The sequence below is a fragment of the Nocardia sp. NPDC102475 genome (assembly GCF_055584605.1).
In genome coordinates this window covers 84,472-102,546 of record NZ_JBVJLS010000020.1, presented here as the reverse complement: position 1 = coordinate 102,546, position 18,075 = coordinate 84,472, and the positions used below count along the sequence as shown (strand labels likewise).

The window sequence follows — 18,075 nt, the reverse complement described above, 5'->3', positions numbered from 1 at the left end:
GATTTACCTTTCAGGGTCGGGCTGTACGCCGAAGGTGTTGAGCGCGATGGCCAGCAGGATGTAGCCGCCGACCGTGAAAACCAGGTCCATGCGCTGCTTTTCATCGAGTCGTTCGGCAAGTGCCGCCCAGGTCTGGTCGGACAGTTCGGATTTGTCGTCGAGTTCGTCGACGGCGGTGAGGACGAGGCGGTCGAAGTCGTCGGCGGCCTCGCCGCGGGTGACGGCCTCGATCTCGTCGAGGGTCAGTCCGGCATCTTGGCCGAGCCGTAGATGATGGGCCCACTCGTAGGCACAGCCGCGCCGGTGGGCGACCCGCAGGATCGTCAACTCGCGCACCCGAGGCGGCAGCGTGGACCGGAACAGCAGGTAGACGCTGAATCCGAGATAGGCCTCGGTCAGGTCCGGATGCCGGGCCAGCGGTCCCATCGCGGGGCCTGCCCCTTCCGCGTTGCGGATCGCGCGCGGCAGTAGCCCCTTGAAGGCGTCGCGGGTCCGGTCGTCCCATTGGTCGGCGGGCAACGGCGGCAGACGCATTCCTGTCCTCCTCTCATGAGAATTAGATTCTCCAAATTTGGATACTAGATTTCCATGGACGGATGCGATAGTCAACGTCGGCGTTGTAATCGGGCGAAGTCCCAGCTCACGACGTGGTCCGGGGTCAACCGCAGCCAGCCGTGGCGGCCGTCGTACCGAAACGGCTGCCCGCCCATGTACTTGTCGGCGAACAGCCGCTCCGGTTCGGTGAGCTCCTCGACCGGTGTACCGGTGCGCGGCGTTTCGCCGACCACTTCGACGTGTCCGCGCAGTTCGACGCCGCGCAGCTGCAGGAAGTCGGTTCCGCCGTCGTCGACGATCGCGCTGATCCGTGGATCCCGGGTGATATCGGTCCATCGCTGGCTGTGCACCAGCGAGTTGAGCCACAGGGCCGTGCCGTCCCAGGCGAACCACAGTGGGCTCGTATGGGGGTGTCCGCCGGGGCCGAGGGTGGCGACCCGGCAGATCGGCTGGCTCTGCAGGAAGGCGTCGCGTTCGGTGGCGGTCATGGCGATTGCCCGTGCTCGTCGCTGCTCAGTCATGCTCATCTTCCGATCAGATGTTGATTCTCCAAGAAAGAGAATATAGTTTTCCAATAGCGAGAGCGCGACGAAATGCGTGTTCCGTCGGTCCTTCGATGCGATCGGCTCGGGGATCGCCTGAGCGGAAAGGAGATTCACCATGACGGCGCCGATTCGTCCCGGTGAACAGTTCGCCAGCACCGTATGCGGCACGCGGGTGGTGGTGGTCCGGGCACCCGCCGACGCTCGGCCGGAAATCGCGTGCGGTGGCGCGCCCATGGTGCCCGCGGCCTCGGCCCCGCCCGGGAAATCAGCTGGGGCCGATGCGGTCACGTTGATCGGGAAACGCTATGTCGACGCCGCGGAGACCGTCGAGCTGCTGTGCACCAGTTCGGGCACCGGCGAGCTGACCTGCAACGGGACCGCGATGACCCTCAAGGCCGCCAAAGCGCTGCCAGCCTCGGACTGAAAGGGTTTGCCGGTGCGCGACGACACGAACGTCGGAGGCATGAATTTCGAACTCACCGAGGATCAGCAGCTGATCCGCAGCACGGTCGCCGAACTGTGCCGCAAGTTCGACGACCAGTACTGGATGGAAAAGGACCAGGCACACGAATTCCCGACCGAGTTCTACAACGCCATCGCCGAGGGCGGCTGGCTGGGCATCACCATCCCGGAGGAATACGGCGGACACGGGTTGGGCATCACCGAGGCCACGCTGCTGGCCGAGGAGGTGTCCCGATCGGGCGGTGGTATGAATGCCGCCAGCTCGATCCACATGTCGATCTTCGGCATGCATCCCGTGATCGTGCACGGGTCCGCGGAATTGAAACAGCGGACGCTGCCGCGCATCGCCACCGGTGATCTGCACGTGTGCTTCGGCGTCACCGAACCCGGTGCGGGCCTGGACACCACCCACATCACCACCTTCGCGCGCCGCGATGGCGACCACTATGTCGTCAACGGCCGCAAGGTATGGATCTCCAAGGCGATGGAGTCGGAGAAGATCCTGCTGCTGACCCGCACCCAGCGCTACGACGAGGTCACCAAGAAGACCGACGGCATGACGCTGTTCCTCACCGACCTCGATCGCGCGCACGTCGATATCCGGCCGATCACGAAGATGGGCCGCAATGCCGTCACCTCCAATGAGGTGTTCATCGACGGGCTGCGCGTACCGGTCGAGGATCGAGTGGGGGAGGAGGGCAAGGGATTCAGCTATCTGCTCGACGGCCTGAATCCCGAGCGCATGCTGATCGCCGCCGAGGCGCTCGGGCTGGGACGGGTCGCACTCGACCGGGCCACGAAATACGCCAAGGAGCGCGTGGTATTCGGTCGGCCGATCGGCATGAACCAGGGCATCCAATTCCCACTCGCCGATTCGCTGGCCCACCTGGATGCCGCGGAATTGGTGCTGCGCAAGGCAACCTGGCTCTACGACAACGGGAAATCGTGCGGACGCGAGGCGAATACCGCCAAATATCTGTGCGCCGACGCGGGATTCACCGCGGCCGACCGGGCGCTGCAGACCCACGGCGGTATGGGTTACGCCGAGGAATACAACGTATCCCGCTATTTCCGGGAATCCCGCGTCATGCGGATCGCCCCGATCAGCCAGGAAATGATTCTGAACTACCTGGGCTCCCACACGCTGGGCCTACCCAGAAGCTATTAGCAGAGGCAGGAAATTACCGAATGGCAGCCAAGAACGGACTTTTCGAGCTGACCGGGCGGGCCGCAATGGTCACCGGCGCGGCGGGCGGCATCGGCTCCGCGGTGGCCCAGGCCCTCGCCGCGCAGGGCGCGGCGGTGCTGGTCACCGATGTCGATGCGGACGCGGCCGCGGCCGTCGCCGAGAAGATCATCGGAAACGGTGGCAGCGCGGCGAGCTTCGCTCTCGACGTGTCCGATCGGGCGGCCGCCGACGCCGCCGCGGCCAAGGCGGCCGAATTGGCCGACGGCACACTGCATATCGTGGTGAACAACGCCGGGGTCACCGATCCGCACATGTTCGCCGACACCAGTGTCGACTCGATGCGGCGCCTGTTCGAGATCCACACGCTGGGCACCTTCAACTGCTCGCAGGCGGCCTTGCCTTACCTGCCGACCGACGGCACCGGGCGCATCATCAACGTCACCTCGTCGGCCGGGCTGGTCGGCACGCTGGGGCAGGTCAACTACTCCGCGGCCAAGGCGGCCATCATCGGCATCACCAAATCCCTTGCTCGCGAATTGGCGCGCAAGAACATCCTGGTGAACGCGCTGGCGCCGCTGGCGGCCACGCCGATGACCGAGACCATTCGCACCGGTGACAAGTTCGCGGCGCAGATGCTGAACCGAATTCCGTTGCGGCGCTGGGCCGATCCCGCGGAGGTGGCCGGTGCCTTCGTCTTCCTCGCCTCCGATGCCGCCTCGTTCGTCACCGGGCAGGTGCTGCCGGTGGACGGCGGCATGGTGATGTGATGCCGGATACGGCGCAGGGACCATTGGCGGGTATCACCGTCGTCGCCCTGGAACAGGCGGTGTCGGCGCCGATGTGCACCCGCACACTCGCCGATTTCGGCGCCCGCGTGATCAAGATCGAAAATCCGGACGGCGGCGACTTCGCCCGGTATTACGACGATGTGGTCGAGGGGCAGGCGGCGCATTTCGTCTGGGTCAACCGCGGCAAGGAATCGGTGACCCTCGATCTGAAAACGCCTGCGGGCGTGGCGATTCTGCATCGCTTGCTGGATCGGGCCGAGGTACTGGTATCGAATCTGGCACCCGGTGCGACCGACCGGCTCGGTCTCGCGCCGGCGGATCTGGCCGAGCGGCACCCGGATCTGATCGCGGTATCGATCGACGGATTCGGTTCGGGTGGGCCGCTGTCGCACAAGCGCGCCTACGACCTGCTGGTGCAGGCCGAATCGGGGGTGTGCGCGGTGACCGGATATCCGGGTGCCCCGGCGAAACCGGGCCCGCCGATGGCCGATGTCATCACCGGACAGTATGCGGCGCTGTCGATTCTGGCATCGCTGTGCGGACGGCAGCGCCGGGGATCGGATGCGGGCGCGACGATCGCGGTCAGCCTGTTCGACACCATGGCCGATGTGATGGGCTATCACCTCACCTACGCCAGGCACTCCGGAATAGATATGCAACCGCTGGGCATGAGCTCGGCGGCGGTCGCGCCCTATGGCGCCTACCGCACCGCGGACGGACAGACCGTGGTGATCGGCACCACCAACGATCGGGAGTGGCAGCGGCTGGCCCGCGACATCATCGACCGCCCCGACCTGGCCGAGGACGAGGGCCTGCGCACCAATCCGGACCGCTGTAAGCGGCGCGACGTCCTCGATGAGGCCATCGGATCCTGGTGCGCCCGACACGATCTCGCGCGGATTCAAGAGCTCGCCGACGCCGCCGGGATCGGCAACTCGCGCTACAACCTGCCCAGCGAGGTCATCGCTCACCCGCAGCTGTCGGCCCGCGATCGCTGGCGCAACATCGACACCCCGTCCGGCCCGATCCCGTCGCTGCTGCCACCGGCCATTGTCGACGGTTTCGATCCGCCCATGGGCGCGGTCCCCGGACTCGGCGAGCACACCGACGCCGTGCTGGCCGAAATCGGCTGCGGCGGTGCGGAAATCGCCGAACTTCGCGCGGTGAGCGCGATCGGTCCGGCATATCGGCAACCCGCGGAGCGGGCATGCTGAGGTCGCTGCTGACCGAGGATCGTGACGGCGTACGCACCGTGACCCTGAATCGGCCTGCTCGCAAGAACGCGATCGATGCCGAACTGTGGCAGGCGCTGGCGGATGCGCTGCGGGCCGCTGCGTCCGATCGCACCGTGCGCGCACTGGTGCTCACCGGGGCCGGTGGTGCGTTCTGTTCCGGCGCCGACATTTCGGTGCCCGATAACGGGCATCCGGTCTATCGCATGCGGGCATTGACCGATGTGGCGTTGCTGCTGCACGAGCTGCCGATGCCGACGGTCGCGAAGGTGAGCGGCGTTGCCGTCGGCGCCGGATGGAATCTGGCGCTCGGCTGCGATCTGGTGGTCGCCACGCCCGAATCCCGTTTCTCGCAGATCTTCGCCCGCCGCGGCCTTTCGCTGGATCTGGGCGGCTCGTGGCTGCTACCGAAACTGATCGGGCTGCAACAGGCCAAGCGGTTGGCATTGCTGGGCGAAATGATCGATGCCGAACAGGCGCGGGAACTGAATCTGGTGACCTGGGTGGTTCCCGAGCACGAAATCGACTCCTACGTAACCGATCTCGCCGCGCGGCTGGCGGCAGGCCCGCCGGTGGCGCTGGCACAAACCAAGGCCCTGCTCAACACGGGTGCCGATCACACCCTGCGCGAAGCGCTCGCCGGGGAGGCCGCCGCGCAGGGCCTCAATTTCGCCACCTCGGACGCCCCGGAGGCATTCGCGGCCTTCGCCGAGAAACGAGAACCGCAGTTCGACGGTCGCTGGACCGTGCACAGACCACCGGTTCGCGGCGCGGACCGGTCCGAAAACGGGAGTACAGCAGATGCGTGAGGTAGTCATCGCCGCAGCGGTGCGGACCGCGATCGGCAAACGCAATGGCGGACTGTCGGGTACGCATCCCGCCGATCTGTCGGCGATCGTGCTCAATGCGCTGGCGGGCCGCACGGGCATCGACCCGGCGGTCATCGACGACGTCATCTGGGGTTGTGTCTCCCAGGTCGGCGACCAGTCCAGCAATATCGGGCGCTACGCGGTGCTCGCCGCGGGCTGGCCGGAAACCATTCCGGGCACCACGGTGAACCGGGCCTGCGGATCCAGCCAGCAGGCCCTGGATTTCGCGGCGCAGGCGGTGGCGTCCGGTGCGCAGGAGGTCGTGGTCGCGGGCGGCGTCGAGGTGATGAGCCGGGTGCCGCTGGGTGCCGCGCGCGCCGACGGCATGCCCTACGGCCCGAAAGCTCTTGCCCGCTATGACGATTTCTCGTTCAACCAGGGCATTTCCGCCGAATTGATCGCGCAGAAATGGGGTTTCGACCGCACCCGGCTCGACGAGTTCTCGGTGCTGTCGCACGAACGGGCCGCCGCCGCCCAGGACCGCGGCGCGTTCGAGGAGCAGATCGTCCCCGTCGCAACCGATTCCGGGACGGTAATCGCCGACGAGGGCATCCGGCCCGGCAGCACGGTCGAGAAACTGGCCGGGCTGAAACCCGCCTTCCAGGTCGATGGCGTTATCCATGCCGGTAACTCGTCGCAGATCTCCGACGGCGCCGCGGCGCTATTGGTGACGACCCCGGAAAAAGCGCGCGAGCTGGGGCTCACGCCGCTGGTGCGTTATCGCGCCGGTGCGGTCACCGGTGCCGATCCGGTGCTCATGCTGACCGGTCCGATCCCGGCCACCGAGAAGGTATTGCGCAAGGCCGGTATCGATCTGTCCGAGGTCGGTGTCTTCGAGGTGAACGAGGCCTTCGCCCCGATCCCGCTGGCGTGGCTGGCCGAAACCGGCGCCGACCCGGACCTGCTCAATCCGCTGGGCGGCGCGATCGCGCTGGGCCACCCGCTCGGCGGATCCGGCGCCGTGCTGATGACCCGGATGATCCACCACATGCGCGACAACGGAATTCGCTATGGCCTGCAGACCATGTGCGAGGGCGGCGGCACCGCCAACGCCACCGTCGTCGAACTCGTGCACTGAAGGAGCCGACCGTGCGCCGAGACATTTTCACCGCAGACCACGAGGCATTCCGGCAGCTGGCCCGCGAATTCATCGATAAGGAGGTGGTGCCGCACTACCCGGACTGGGAGCGGGCCGGGCAGATGCCGCGCGAAATCTTCGAGCGGATGGGCGAACTCGGCTTGCTCGGTACTGCGATCCCCGAGGAATACGGGGGCGGCGGCATGCGGGACTACCGGTTCAATGCCGTGCTGCAGGAGGAGGCCTACCGCGCGCTCGTCACGCTCAGTACCGTCCGCACCCAGATCGACGTGATCCTGCCCTACTTCTTGGAATACGCCGACGCCGAACAACGCGAGCGCTGGTTTCCGGGTCTGGCCGGCGGCAAGCTGCTGACCGCGATCGCCATGACCGAGCCGGGCACCGGCTCTGATCTGGCCGGTGTGCGCACCACCGCGGTTCGCGACGGCGAAGAGTACATACTCAACGGCGCAAAGACATTCATCACCGGTGGTCTGCTCGCGGATCTGGTGATCGTGGTGGCACGCACCTCGTCGGATCCGGACAACCGGCGCGCGGGCCTGAGCCTGATCGTGGTGGAAAGCGGCCGAACCGGATTCACCAAGGGCCGGGTCCTGGACAAGCTGGGCTGCAAGGTGCAGGACACGGTGGAGTTGGCATTCGACAATGTGCGCGTGCCGGTGACGAACCGGCTCGGCGCGGAGGGGCAGGCGTTCGCCTATCTCGGTCACAACCTCGCCCAGGAGCGGATAACGGTCGCCGTCGGATCGGTGGCGCAGGCCAGGTCCGCGATCACCGCCACCATCGAATATGTGCAGCAGCGCAAGGTTTTCGGCCAGCCGGTGGCGGCCTACCAGAACACGAAATTCGAGCTGGCCGCGCTGTCGACGGAGGTGGAGGCGGCCCAGACCATGGTCGATCGTGCGGTGCTGGAATTGGTCGAGGGGCAGCTCTCGGGTGCTGATGCCGCGCGGGTCAAGCTGTTCTGCACCGAGGTGCAGGCGCGGGTGGTCGATCGCTGCCTGCAACTGTTCGGCGGCTACGGCTACATGACGGAATATCCGATCGCCCGGCTCTACGCCGATGCGCGTGTCGCCCGCATTTATGCCGGTACCAGTGAGGTGATGAAAATGATCATAGCCAAATCTCTCGGCCTGTGATCCAGCGCAAAAAGTGGGCCACCTGAGACCCTTGTCACAGTCTCGGAACCAACCTACTGTGTCTTAAGTAGGTTGATCGAACGAAGGAGTTCGGTGTCCGATCCCGAAAGCGGTACCCCGCGTCCATATGAGACGTTGCTCGCCAAAGGCGAGTACCGCAAGCTGCAGATTCTCGCCGTCGCACAGCGACTGCTCACGCGCAACGGCTGGCGTAATACGACGCTGGCGCAGATCGCGCGGGAGGCCGGGGTCAGTACGGCCGGGGTGCTGCATCACTTCGAGTCCAAGGAACAGCTGCTGCATGCGGTACTCGAGGCTCGCGACACCGACGACGAACTCCATTCCGACCGCCGTCGCGATCTGATCGAGCAACTCGAGAACGTCGTCGACCGGTTTCGGCGCTCGCCGGATCTGGTCGGCATGTTCACCGTGCTGCTCGTCGAGAATCTCGACCCGGACGCGCCCCTGCACGATCGCCTGCTCGGTCGGTACCGAGCCGCCGTCGCCACCATTGCCGGCGGCATCCGACGCGGTCAGCGCGCCGGCCGATACCGCACCGATCTGGACCCTGCCGTCAAGGCTGTGGAGATAGTCGCATTTCTCAACGGGATGGAAACCTCATGGCTGCTCGACCCCTCGATACCACTGAACCGGGTATTCACGGAGTACGTCCGCTCGCTCGAGCGCGAGCTCATGCCCGCAAGCACCCTCTGAGATATCGGCTGGCGGTCATCGCTCCCGATATCGCCGATGTGGTGCGGTACTCGGGAGGTTGGCTATTCGACCGGGCGATGGCCGGGTGGGAGGTGACTGTCTGCGTGGGCGACGTCGCCGATATCCGACCGCTGCGGATCCTCGGGGCAACCGTGCTGGATCTGGAGACCTCGATGGCATCGCTATCGGATGCGGGCGTGTGGCCGAACGGAATGGCAATCGCCGCAGAGCTTTTCGAATCCGATCCGCGGGTCCGTCAGGGGGTGCTGAAGAATATCGAGGACCGGTCGTTCGAAGTGACGGTGTGGGGTGCCGCCTGTCCGAGTGAACTCGATTGCCGGACCGAGGGAGTGCAGCACCGGCTGAGCGTGGCCGCGCGAGCGTTCAAGGCACGGGCACTTGCGGCGGTGGGACAACCGGTCGACCTGCTCGAGGATGTGGAGATGTTCCGCTGCAGTGAAACCCAGGATCACCTGGCCGCGGATCTGCTGCCGGTGGGGTGAGTTTCTGAGATGTGTGGATCTGTCCGGTAGCTGTGCGGTGGCGTCCCGGGGAATCGCCGAGGCGCCACACGGGACGACATCGGGTGTGTCCCAAGCTATTCCGGCGATTCTGGACCGATATCGCCTGATCGAACATATTTGCGATCTTTTCCAGTACCTTCGCGCGCATGGTCAGCTCCCAGCACGAGGCTATGCACCACCTGTTCCGACAGGACCCGGGTGTATTCGCCCGTACGATCCGTGATCTGGGACTGCCATTTCCGGATCCGATCGATGTCGCGTTGCTGCCGACCGATCTTACGGAGATCGACCCGCTGGAGCGCCGCGTCGATACCTTGCTGCGCGTGGAGACCGCGGAAGGAGCGTTCCTGCTGCTCGTCGAAGCTCAGGGGCATGAGGACAGGAAGAAGCCAAGCGCCTGGGCGTACTACTTGGCGCACCTGCACGCTAAATACCGGCTGCACCCTGTGCTGCTGGTCGTCTGCCAGGACACTTCCACGGCCGCGTGGGCCCGTGGGCCACTCACTATCGGCCCACCGCAGTGGACCAGTCTCACCGTTCACCCACTGGTATTCGGCCCGGACAATGTTCCCGCAGTGGTCGACCTGGAGACAGCCATCAAAGACGTTCCGTTGGCGACGCTCTCGGCAATCACACATGCTGACGACGATTCCGTCATCGGTGACATAATGAACACGCTGGCCACCGCACTGCACAGCATCGATAATCCCGACGACCGCGTGATCTTCACCGAACTAACCGCACTCGGATTGGGCAAAGGCCCGGCCGGACAGACCTGGAGGCAGTTGATGGCCGTGGATACCTCGTTCTTCCGTTCCGAATACTGGCAGGAAGTCCGTGCTGAAGGTGAGGCCAAAGGTGAGGCCAAAGGTGAGGCCAAATCCATCTTGCGGCTGTTGGAACTGCGTGGGATTGCGGTACCCGACGATGCGCGTGCCCGAATCGGTTCATGCACAGATCACGACCAACTGGCCGCCTGGTTTGATCGCGCCCTCGGGGCTGACTCCATCGATGACCTTCTCGCGTAGGACGCAGCTATTGCACAGGGGTCGTTGATGACGGTGCCCACGTGGTTCCTTCGTTCTGAATACTGGCAGGAAGTCCGTGCGGAGGCCCGTGCGATGACTCGTGCCGAAGATATCGTCCTGATCTTGGAAGTCCGTGAGATTGCGGTACCCGACGATGTGCGCGCCCGAATCGCCACCAGCACGGATCTCGACCAACTGGCTGTTTGGTTCGACCGGGCGGTCAAGGCCGACTCCATCGATGACCTCTTCACGTAGGACGCACTGACCGCACAGGGGGTTGTTGATGACGGTGCCCACGTGGTTCCTCCGGTCCGAATACTGGCAGGAAGTTCGCGCTGAAGGTAAGGCCCGGGGTGAGGCCAAATCCATCTTGCGGCTGTTGGAACTGCGTGGGATTGCGGTAACCGACGATGCGCGTGCCCGAATCGGTTCATGCACAGATCACGACCGGCTGGCCGCCTGGTTTGATCGCGCCCTCGGGGCTGAGTCCATCGATGACCTCTTCGCGTAGCACGCACTGACCGCACTGGAGGTTGTCAATGACGGTGCCCACGTGGTTCTTCCGTTAAGGGGCGCATCGCCCACGAGTACGGCCGCTTCGACGCAGATCTTGCCTACAGTGATCCGGTCGTGGTCGGATGCGCTGCGGCACCACTACGTCTCGATTAGGTCGTCGACCTGGTCAGCGTGACTCGAGTTGGTGGTCAACAGGTTCCGCTGCGTCGGACTACGCCTTCATATCGAGCAGGATTTTGCCGACGACCTGCCCATCGGCGACGCGCCGTAGTGCGATGGCAGCCTCGGTAAGCGGATACACCGCGCTGATATGCGGAAGTACCCGGCCGGTGGTCAGCAGCTCCCGCAATTCGTCCTCGTTGCGGCGGAATTCGACGGGATCCAGATCCTGGAATTGAAAGCCGAGTACCTGTATTCCCTTGACCAGCACCAGATTCAGCGGAATTCGCGGAATTTCGCCGGAAGCGAAGCCGACGGTGACGAACCGCCCGCCGCGGCACAGCGACCGCAGTGCGGGCTCGGACAGTCGCCCGCCGACCGGGTCGACGACGACGTGAGCGCCGTCGGGCAGCGCTTGCTTCAGCGCCGCGCGCAGGTCACCGCTGGTGTGGTCGATCAGTCCGGTGGCGCCGTAAGCTGCTGCGGCACTGAGCTTTTCGTTGGAGGACGCGACGGCGGTGACCTCGGCGCCCAAATGCACACCGAGTTGCACCGCCGCAAGCCCGACTCCGCCACCGGCCCCGAGTACGAGCAGCCGGTCCCCGGGCCGCACTCGGGCCACCGACCGCAGTGTGTGATACGCCGTCCGATATGCGACGCCGAACGCGGCCGCACAGTGGTCGTCGACTCCGTCGGGAATGCGGCCGAGTCCGGCGGCGGGCACGGTGGCCTCTTCCGCGAACGCCCCGACGATCCCGGTGCCGGTGACTCGGTCACCGATGACGAATTCGGTGACGTCGTCGGCGGTCTGGGTGATCGCACCGGCGAATTCGCTGCCGGGCACGAACGGTGTCGGCACCTTGATCTGATATTCGCCCGCGATCACCAGGACGTCCGGGAAATTGACCGCGGCCGCGCCGACGCGCACTCGAACCTGTCCCGATTCGAGTGCGGGCGCCGCACGGTCTTCGATGCGCACGACCTCCGGCGGCCCGTAGGCCGGGCAGATCACCGCGCGCATCTCACCGCCCTCGCCAGTTCGGCGTGCGCTTCTCGGCGAAGGCGCGGGCGCCCTCCCTAGCGTCTTCGCTGCCGAATACCAACGCCTGCCACTTGCCGAGTTGATCGGTGGCCGCGTCTGCGTCCGAAACCGCAAGGCGGGCCAGCTCTTTCGAAGCGGCCAGCCCGAGTGGTGCGTTTGCGGCGATCCGCTCGGCCAAGGCCAGCGCGGTCGAGAACACGGCATCCGGTTCGGCCACCGCGTTCACCAGACCGATCCGCTCGGCGCGCTCCGCGTCGACGAGATCACCGGTCAGTAGCAGTTCGAGTGCGATGCCGAGCGGGATTCGGGTGCCGATGAAGGTGCCGCCGCCACCGGCGAAGAGTCCCCGCTTGACCTCGGGGAAGCCGAATTTCGCCGCCGCGGACGCCACGATCAGATCGCAGCCCAGCAGTAGTTCCAGTCCGCCGCCGACGGCGCTCCCATTGGCCGCGCCGATCACCGGGACACTCACCTGCCCCTTGGCCAGCCGCCCGTAGGCCTCGGCTTCCGCGCCCTTGCCGAAGTCTTCGCCGCTGGCGAAGGCGCGCAGATCCATTCCCGAGCAGAAGGCGCGATCACCGGTGCCGGTGAGCACGACGACCCGCACCAGCGGATCGGCCTCGGCCGCGATGATCGCCGCGCCGATCCCGCGCATCATGGTGCCGGTCAACGCATTTCGTGCATCCGGACGGTTGAGCCGGACGACCATGACCGGGCCGAGCCGGTCGAGTACGAACTCCGCTTCGCTCATGACTTGTACTCCGTACTCTCGGCCAATTCGGCGGCGGCGCGCATGGTGTCGACCACGATCGGTCCGAACGCCGCCAGCTTGACGTCACCCTTGGCGCGCTGGAAACCGCGCTCGAGCACGATGGCCAGCTTCCACTTGGCCAGGATCAGGTAGTAGTCGATATCGTCGACCTGGCGTCCCGAGACCTGTGCGTAGTGCGCGAGCATCTGGTCACGCGAGGGCATGTACTGCATATTGGCGTAGCCCTTGGTGGCAACCGCCGGGTCGCTGGTGTCTTCCGGCCACCCCTGCAGCATCCAGCCCAGATCGAGCTTCGGATCGCCGACCGTCCCCATCTCCCAGTCCACCAGCGCCGCGAGCCGCGCCGGTCCGCCGTGTTGGAACATCACATTGGCGAACTGGTAGTCGCCGTGCATCAAGCCGGGAATGTAGTCCAGCGGGCGGTGGGTGCGCAGCCATTCGGTGGCCACGTCCATGCCGTCGAGCGTGCGCGCGCCATCGATCTTGTCGTAGAAGCTCAACCACCGCGATACCTGTCGCTCGTGGTAGCCGTCCGGACGGCCCAGATCCTGCAGGCTCTTCGCCTGCCAATCCACCTTGGACAGCAATGCGATTCCCTCGGCCAGCTGGTAGCCGAGTCCGGCCCGCGCCTGCAGGTCGGAGTCGAACGGCTCCGGCCAGACGCCGCGATGGTCCATCGGCGACCAGCCGTCGACGAAGCCCATCAGGTAGAAGGTGCGGCCGAGCACGTCGGAGTCGGTGCAGACTCCGACGGCGGCGGTATGCGGGACATCGGTGCCGTCGAGGGCCTCGATGATCCGCCACTCGCGCAGAATGCCCGCATCCCGTTCGGCGGGCGCCTCGGCAGGTGGGATGCGCAGAACGCTGACGTGTTCGCCGCGGCGGATCTGATAGATCTCGTTCTGGGTGCCGCCGGACAGGAAGCGGGTTTCGAGGGGTTCGCCCTTACCGGGCAGGCCCTGGCCGTCCATCCAATCGGCGAGCCGGGTGGTATCGATGCTCACTGGTTCCCTACTTCGTGCTCGAGATATTCGGCGAACTTCGCCCGGGCGGCTTCCTGCTTTCCGGGAATCCATTCGGTGGGCCACATGCCGTCGGTGGGCTCGTAGTCGCGCAGCACCTGCTTGGCCACGGTGGTCTTGTGCACCTCGGTCGGCCCGTCGGCCAGCCCCATGACACCGGCTCCGTGAATCATCCGGAAGAACGGCATCTCGTTGGTGGTGCCCAGGGCTCCGTGCACTTGCATTGCGCGCCAGGCGATATCGTGCAGCACCGTCGGCATGACGATCTTGGCCGTGGCGATGTCCTTGCGGACCTTCTTGTAGTCGTTGTACTTGTCGATCTTCCAGGCGGTGTGCAGTACGAACAGCCGGAACTGGGCCAGCTGGGCGTAGGAGTCGGCGATATAGCCCTGTACGAACTGCTTATCGGCCAGCCTGCTGCCCGCGGTGGTACGCGACAGGGCCCGCTCGCACATCATGTCGATGGCCTTCTGCGCGAGCCCGATGGTGCGCATCGCATGGTGGATGCGGCCGCCGCCGAGGCGGGTCTGCGCGATGACGAAGGCCTGGCCCTCGCCGCCGAGCAGGGATTCGGCGGGCACGCGCACGTTTTCGTAGTGGATCAATGCGTGGCTGCCGTCGTTCATCGGCTCGCCGTAGAGGCCGACGTTGCGCACGATATTGATGCCCGGGGTGTCGGCAGGCACCAGGAACATCGACATGCCCTTGTAAGGGCTGACGTCCGTATTCGTCACCGCCATCACGATCAGGAATGCGGCGGTTCTGGCGTTGGAGGAGAAGTACTTCCAGCCGTTGATGATCCAGTCGTCGCCGTCGCGCACCGCCCGGGTCTGGAATTGGGTCGGGTCGGCGCCGGCCTGCGGTTCGGTCATCGAATAGCTGGAGAACAGCTCACCCTCCAGCAGTGGCTGCAGGTAGCGCTGCTTTTGGTCGGCCGTCCCGTAGTGGGCGATGATCTCCGCGTTGCCGGTATCGGGCGCCTGACAGCCGAAGACGATCGGTGCCCACGACGAGCGGCCCAGAATCTCGTTCAGCAGGGCCAGTTTCAGCTGTCCATAACCTTGGCCGCCGAGGTCCGGGCCCAGATGCGTGGCCCACAGGCCCTGACGCCGCACCTCCTCCTTCAGAGGTTGGATCGCTTTGCGTCGTGTCCCCTCGAGTGGCACGAACTGCTCATGCTCCCAGACCAGATCGAGTGGTTCGACTTCCTCCCGCACGAACTCGTCGGCCCAGTCCAGCTTCTTCTGATACTCCGGGTCAGTCTCGAAATCCCATGCCATTGCATCTCCTCTCGCTTGATGAGAATATGCTTCTCATGATGCGGAATGCAATTCTTATTGGAATTTCGAGCCGAATGGAGGTCGTGGCGTGAGGGCCGAGGATCAGTTCCATATCGGGATCGTCGCGGCGGACTTCGAGGCCACCGTGGCCACGCTGTCGGGGGTACTCGGATACGAGTGGGGGCCGGAGATCGGCGGGCCGGTGTCGGTGGACCTGCCCGACACCCGGGCCGTGGTCCTGGAAATGAGATGCCGATACTCCACGACCGTGCCGCGCCTCGAGATCGTGCGCAGCATCGCGGGCACGCTGTGGGAACCGGCCGGGGCGGCCGGACTCCACCACGTCGGGTACTGGTCCGACGATGTGGCAGCCGATGCCGCCGACCTGGTGCGGCACGGGTACGTCACCGAGGCCACCCGGCCCGGCGCCGACGGACAACTGTTCTTCGCATTTCTGCGCGGCGCCGACGGCTTTCGGGTGGAACTGGTCGACCGGGCCGCGGAATCGAGCCTGGCGCAATGCTGGGCCGCACCCACGACCGCGAGGAGCGACACATGACAACAGTGGGCATCGCGACCGGCGCGGGTCGCGGAATGGGCTACGCCTGCGCACAACGACTGGCCGAGATGGTCGACGTACTGCTGCTGGTGGATCGGGACGCGGCCGCCGCCGCTGCCGCGCGGGACCAGTTGGCCGAAAATGGCGGTGCCGCAGTCGAAGCGGTGGAACTCGACGTTACCGACGCCGAAGGGCTGGCCCGGCTTGCCGCGCAAGTGGATCGGCGCGGCACACTGCGAGCTGTCGCCCATGCCGCTGGTATCTCTCCGACGATGGGCGACTGGCGCCGGATCTTCACCGTCGATCTGATCGGGACGGCGCTGCTCGCGCAGGCGCTGCGGCCGCTGGCCGTAACCGGCACGGCCATGGTGTGTTTCGCGTCGATGGCACCGCTCCTCGATCCTGTCGCGCCGGACCCGGCCGCGCTCGCCGTGGTGGACGATCCGCTCGACGAGAAGTTTCTCGAGCGCATCCACGATGCGCTCGGCCCCGCCGTCGAGGCTCCCGGTCTCGCCTACAGCTGGGCGAAACGGGGAGTGCACCGCTTCGTGGCACATGAGGCGGTGCGCCTCGGCCCGGTCGGCGCGCGCATCTGCTCGGTCTCACCCGGCATCATCGATACTCCGCAGGGCCGCCAGGAAGCCGACAATCATCCGAGCATGGCGGCGCTCGTGCAGCGAACGCCGTTGCGGCGCAGGGGTTCCGCGGACGAAGTCGCCGCCGCGGTCGCATTCGCGCTGTCGGACCAGGCGAGCTTTCTCAACGGTATCGACCTGCTCGTGGACGGTGGCGCTATGGCGGCGGTCCGGACGGCCGGTTAGTCCCTGGTGCCCGCGCCGCAAACGGCAACGCGGGCAACGGGACAACTACACGTTCAGCAGCCGGGCGAGGTTGCCGCCCATGATCTTCGCCTGGTCGTCCAGGGGGAGATCCTTGATCTCGTTGACGTAGCGCGCGGGTTCGGCCAGCCCCTCCGGATGCGGATAATCCGATCCGAACAGCACGTGGTCGGCGCCGATGAGATCCGAGAGCGCGACCAGATCCTCCTCCCAGAACGGGCTGACGTGGATCTTCTTGACCGCCTCGACCGGATCGCCCGGGAAGCCCTGCGGGGCCTTCTTGTATACCTTGGCGAGGGTTTCCAGCAGTCCGGGCAGCCATTCGGCGCCGTTCTCGATGACCGCGATCTTCAACTCCGGGAACCGGAACAGCGCACCGTGGCAGACCCAGGACGCCATCGCGTCGCGGATCGGCTGCCACTCGTTGATCATCTTGAAGGTGTTGGTCACGAACGGCAGCATTTCCTGCTGGTGGCCGTCCCATTCGGAGGAGAAGCGGGAATACCCGCTGTCGGAGGAGTGCATGGTCACCAGCACGTCGAGTTCGACCACGCGCTTCCAGAACGGATCGAATTCGGGCAGTGCGAACGAGCGTGGTCCGTACAGGCCGGGCACCGGTGCGGGCCGGACCAGGATCGCCCGGGCGCCGCGCTCGACGACCCACTCCAGTTCCTCGATCGCCTTCTCCACGATAGGCAGGCTGATCACCGGCACAGTGAAGATGCGGTCGGAGTAGTTGAACGACCAGGTCTCGTGCAGCCACTGGTTGAGCGAATGGACGACGGCGTGGATCAGCTCTGGATCGTCCTTCATGCGCTCCTCGACCAGACTGGCCAAGGTTGGGAACATCAGAGCACGGTCGATCTGGAGCTCGTTCATCAGTTCCAGGCGGGGCGCCGGTTCACGGAAGGCGGGCGTCGAGCGGATCGGCTTGCCGAAGATCTCGCGCATGCTCTTGCCATCGGGATTGCCGTTCTTGAAGTACTCCTCCATCGCCCCGGGAGGCGCGACCACATCGAAGGTCGGGTTGGGGATGTATTCGCTGATCTGGCCGCGGATCGCGATTTTGGTGCGACCGTCGACCTCGACGTACTTGACCGCGTTTCGATAGTGCTTGGGAAGGTAGGTGGTCAGCGCTTCCTTCGTCTCGTACAGGTGGTTGTCGGCGTCGAACAGCGGGTAGGGCAGATCCCATTTGGGCATGAAACTCTCCTTCGCATGCTAGGAGAATTCTATTCTCACGACTGCTCGGCGTTCAATAGTTGAGCCGAAGTATCGGCCGTCGCACGCGATCCGCGCCGCCTACGCCCGCCCGGCGGCCACCGTAGGTCCAGTTCGCTCGCCGAGCGCAGTCGAAACGCGGCACGACACGCCCAGCGGCGCCACCATATGACTGCGCTCGACGGATCTCGATTACCTCAGAAGCCGGCTGGACGTTTGTCGGGTCGGCCGAAATGTGGGAACCGATGGAAAGGTTGCAGGAGAGTTTGAAATCAGCCATTTGTTGATGGTCCGATCGATGTCCAAGAGAGTTTCTGTCGAAAGGCTGGAGAAAAGAATTCATGACAGCAGATCAAGCTATCCAGTCCACCGCCGAAACCCTGTCGGACAACGCCGACGACCCCGCCGCCCAGAACGCCGGTCGCCTCGCGGGCACATCGCGCCTGCGCATCTTCGCGGTGCCGGCGATCGCGGTGTCGATGCGTCACGGCCGCAAACCCGCCACCACCCGAGGCGTGTAA

General features: G+C 65.5%; 21 protein-coding genes. 14 read left to right on the top strand and 7 right to left on the bottom strand.

Translation table 11 applies throughout. From position 1 onward, the window contains the following. Positions 1–3: 3 nt before the first annotated feature. On the bottom strand, positions 4–534 hold the full coding sequence (locus ACZ60G_RS31380) for a carboxymuconolactone decarboxylase family protein (RefSeq protein ID WP_465814664.1): 531 nt from the start codon (positions 532–534) through the stop codon (positions 4–6). Positions 535–605: 71 nt separating this feature from the next. After that, positions 606–1,076: a pyridoxamine 5'-phosphate oxidase family protein gene (locus ACZ60G_RS31375; RefSeq protein ID WP_465814662.1), complete on the bottom strand. Its 471-nt coding sequence runs from the start codon at positions 1,074–1,076 to the stop codon at positions 606–608. Between the two features lie 139 nt (positions 1,077–1,215). Here ACZ60G_RS31375 and ACZ60G_RS31370 point away from each other — a divergent pair, with 139 nt between their 5' ends. The 11 genes from ACZ60G_RS31370 to ACZ60G_RS31320 all read left to right on the top strand — a co-directional run bounded on the left by ACZ60G_RS31370 (position 1,216) and on the right by ACZ60G_RS31320 (position 10,399). Continuing rightward, complete coding sequence (locus tag ACZ60G_RS31370; RefSeq protein ID WP_357466303.1) at positions 1,216–1,524, top strand: hypothetical protein; 309 nt, start codon at positions 1,216–1,218, stop codon at positions 1,522–1,524. Between the two features lie 39 nt (positions 1,525–1,563). Continuing rightward, positions 1,564–2,730: an acyl-CoA dehydrogenase family protein gene (locus ACZ60G_RS31365; RefSeq protein WP_465814660.1), complete on the top strand. Its 1,167-nt coding sequence runs from the start codon at positions 1,564–1,566 to the stop codon at positions 2,728–2,730. Between the two features lie 20 nt (positions 2,731–2,750). After that, entirely contained in the window at positions 2,751–3,518 is a 768-nt protein-coding gene (locus ACZ60G_RS31360; RefSeq protein WP_465814658.1) for an SDR family NAD(P)-dependent oxidoreductase, read from the top strand. Next, positions 3,518–4,753 carry a CaiB/BaiF CoA transferase family protein gene (locus tag ACZ60G_RS31355; protein WP_465814656.1) on the top strand — a complete coding sequence of 412 codons (1,236 nt, stop codon included), beginning with the start codon at positions 3,518–3,520 and terminating at the stop codon, positions 4,751–4,753. The genes ACZ60G_RS31360 and ACZ60G_RS31355 overlap by 1 nt, the downstream gene beginning before the upstream one ends. After that, positions 4,747–5,580 carry an enoyl-CoA hydratase/isomerase family protein gene (locus ACZ60G_RS31350; protein WP_465814654.1) on the top strand — a complete coding sequence of 278 codons (834 nt, stop codon included), beginning with the start codon at positions 4,747–4,749 and terminating at the stop codon, positions 5,578–5,580. Before ACZ60G_RS31355 ends, ACZ60G_RS31350 begins: the two co-directional genes overlap by 7 nt. Next, positions 5,573–6,718 (top strand): thiolase family protein, encoded by a 1,146-nt coding sequence (locus tag ACZ60G_RS31345; RefSeq protein ID WP_465814652.1) that lies wholly within the window; start codon positions 5,573–5,575, stop codon positions 6,716–6,718. Before ACZ60G_RS31350 ends, ACZ60G_RS31345 begins: the two co-directional genes overlap by 8 nt. 11 nt (positions 6,719–6,729) lie before the next feature. Then, the gene (locus tag ACZ60G_RS31340; RefSeq protein WP_465814651.1) at positions 6,730–7,878 is read left to right on the top strand and encodes an acyl-CoA dehydrogenase family protein; all 1,149 of its coding nucleotides are present in this window, start codon (positions 6,730–6,732) and stop codon (positions 7,876–7,878) included. 93 nt (positions 7,879–7,971) lie between these two features. Beyond that, positions 7,972–8,592, top strand: a complete 621-nt coding sequence (locus tag ACZ60G_RS31335) for a TetR/AcrR family transcriptional regulator (RefSeq protein ID WP_465814649.1) — start codon at positions 7,972–7,974, stop codon at positions 8,590–8,592. A gap of 104 nt (positions 8,593–8,696) precedes the next feature. Then, the gene (locus ACZ60G_RS31330; RefSeq protein WP_465814647.1) at positions 8,697–9,095 is read left to right on the top strand and encodes a hypothetical protein; all 399 of its coding nucleotides are present in this window, start codon (positions 8,697–8,699) and stop codon (positions 9,093–9,095) included. Between the two features lie 167 nt (positions 9,096–9,262). After that, positions 9,263–10,144 carry a hypothetical protein gene (locus ACZ60G_RS31325; RefSeq protein ID WP_465814645.1) on the top strand — a complete coding sequence of 294 codons (882 nt, stop codon included), beginning with the start codon at positions 9,263–9,265 and terminating at the stop codon, positions 10,142–10,144. A gap of 93 nt (positions 10,145–10,237) precedes the next feature. Then, complete coding sequence (locus tag ACZ60G_RS31320; protein WP_465814643.1) at positions 10,238–10,399, top strand: hypothetical protein; 162 nt, start codon at positions 10,238–10,240, stop codon at positions 10,397–10,399. 472 nt (positions 10,400–10,871) lie between these two features. On the opposite strand, the gene ACZ60G_RS31315 is transcribed toward ACZ60G_RS31320, so the two are convergent. Genes ACZ60G_RS31315 through ACZ60G_RS31300 form a run of 4 tightly spaced genes read right to left on the bottom strand, consistent with a single transcriptional unit; the run spans position 10,872 to position 14,935 of the window. Continuing rightward, positions 10,872–11,840, bottom strand: a complete 969-nt coding sequence (locus ACZ60G_RS31315) for an NADPH:quinone oxidoreductase family protein (RefSeq protein WP_465814641.1) — start codon at positions 11,838–11,840, stop codon at positions 10,872–10,874. Between the two features lies 1 nt (position 11,841). Then, the gene (locus ACZ60G_RS31310; protein WP_465814640.1) at positions 11,842–12,612 is read right to left on the bottom strand and encodes an enoyl-CoA hydratase-related protein; all 771 of its coding nucleotides are present in this window, start codon (positions 12,610–12,612) and stop codon (positions 11,842–11,844) included. Then, complete coding sequence (locus ACZ60G_RS31305; protein WP_465814816.1) at positions 12,609–13,604, bottom strand: phosphotransferase family protein; 996 nt, start codon at positions 13,602–13,604, stop codon at positions 12,609–12,611. Before ACZ60G_RS31305 ends, ACZ60G_RS31310 begins: the two co-directional genes overlap by 4 nt. A gap of 29 nt (positions 13,605–13,633) precedes the next feature. After that, positions 13,634–14,935: an acyl-CoA dehydrogenase family protein gene (locus tag ACZ60G_RS31300; RefSeq protein ID WP_465814638.1), complete on the bottom strand. Its 1,302-nt coding sequence runs from the start codon at positions 14,933–14,935 to the stop codon at positions 13,634–13,636. Between the two features lie 88 nt (positions 14,936–15,023). On the opposite strand from ACZ60G_RS31300, the gene ACZ60G_RS31295 reads away from it, so the two are divergent. Next, the gene (locus ACZ60G_RS31295; protein ID WP_465814636.1) at positions 15,024–15,494 is read left to right on the top strand and encodes a VOC family protein; all 471 of its coding nucleotides are present in this window, start codon (positions 15,024–15,026) and stop codon (positions 15,492–15,494) included. Next, entirely contained in the window at positions 15,491–16,315 is an 825-nt protein-coding gene (locus ACZ60G_RS31290) for an SDR family oxidoreductase (protein ID WP_465814634.1), read from the top strand. Before ACZ60G_RS31295 ends, ACZ60G_RS31290 begins: the two co-directional genes overlap by 4 nt. A 45-nt stretch (positions 16,316–16,360) precedes the next feature. Here ACZ60G_RS31290 and ACZ60G_RS31285 read toward each other — a convergent pair whose 3' ends face one another. Further along, complete coding sequence (locus ACZ60G_RS31285) at positions 16,361–17,536, bottom strand: amidohydrolase family protein (RefSeq protein ID WP_465814633.1); 1,176 nt, start codon at positions 17,534–17,536, stop codon at positions 16,361–16,363. A 359-nt stretch (positions 17,537–17,895) separates the two neighbouring features. On the opposite strand from ACZ60G_RS31285, the gene ACZ60G_RS31280 reads away from it, so the two are divergent. Then, positions 17,896–18,075 (top strand): hypothetical protein, encoded by a 180-nt coding sequence (locus ACZ60G_RS31280; protein ID WP_465814631.1) that lies wholly within the window; start codon positions 17,896–17,898, stop codon positions 18,073–18,075.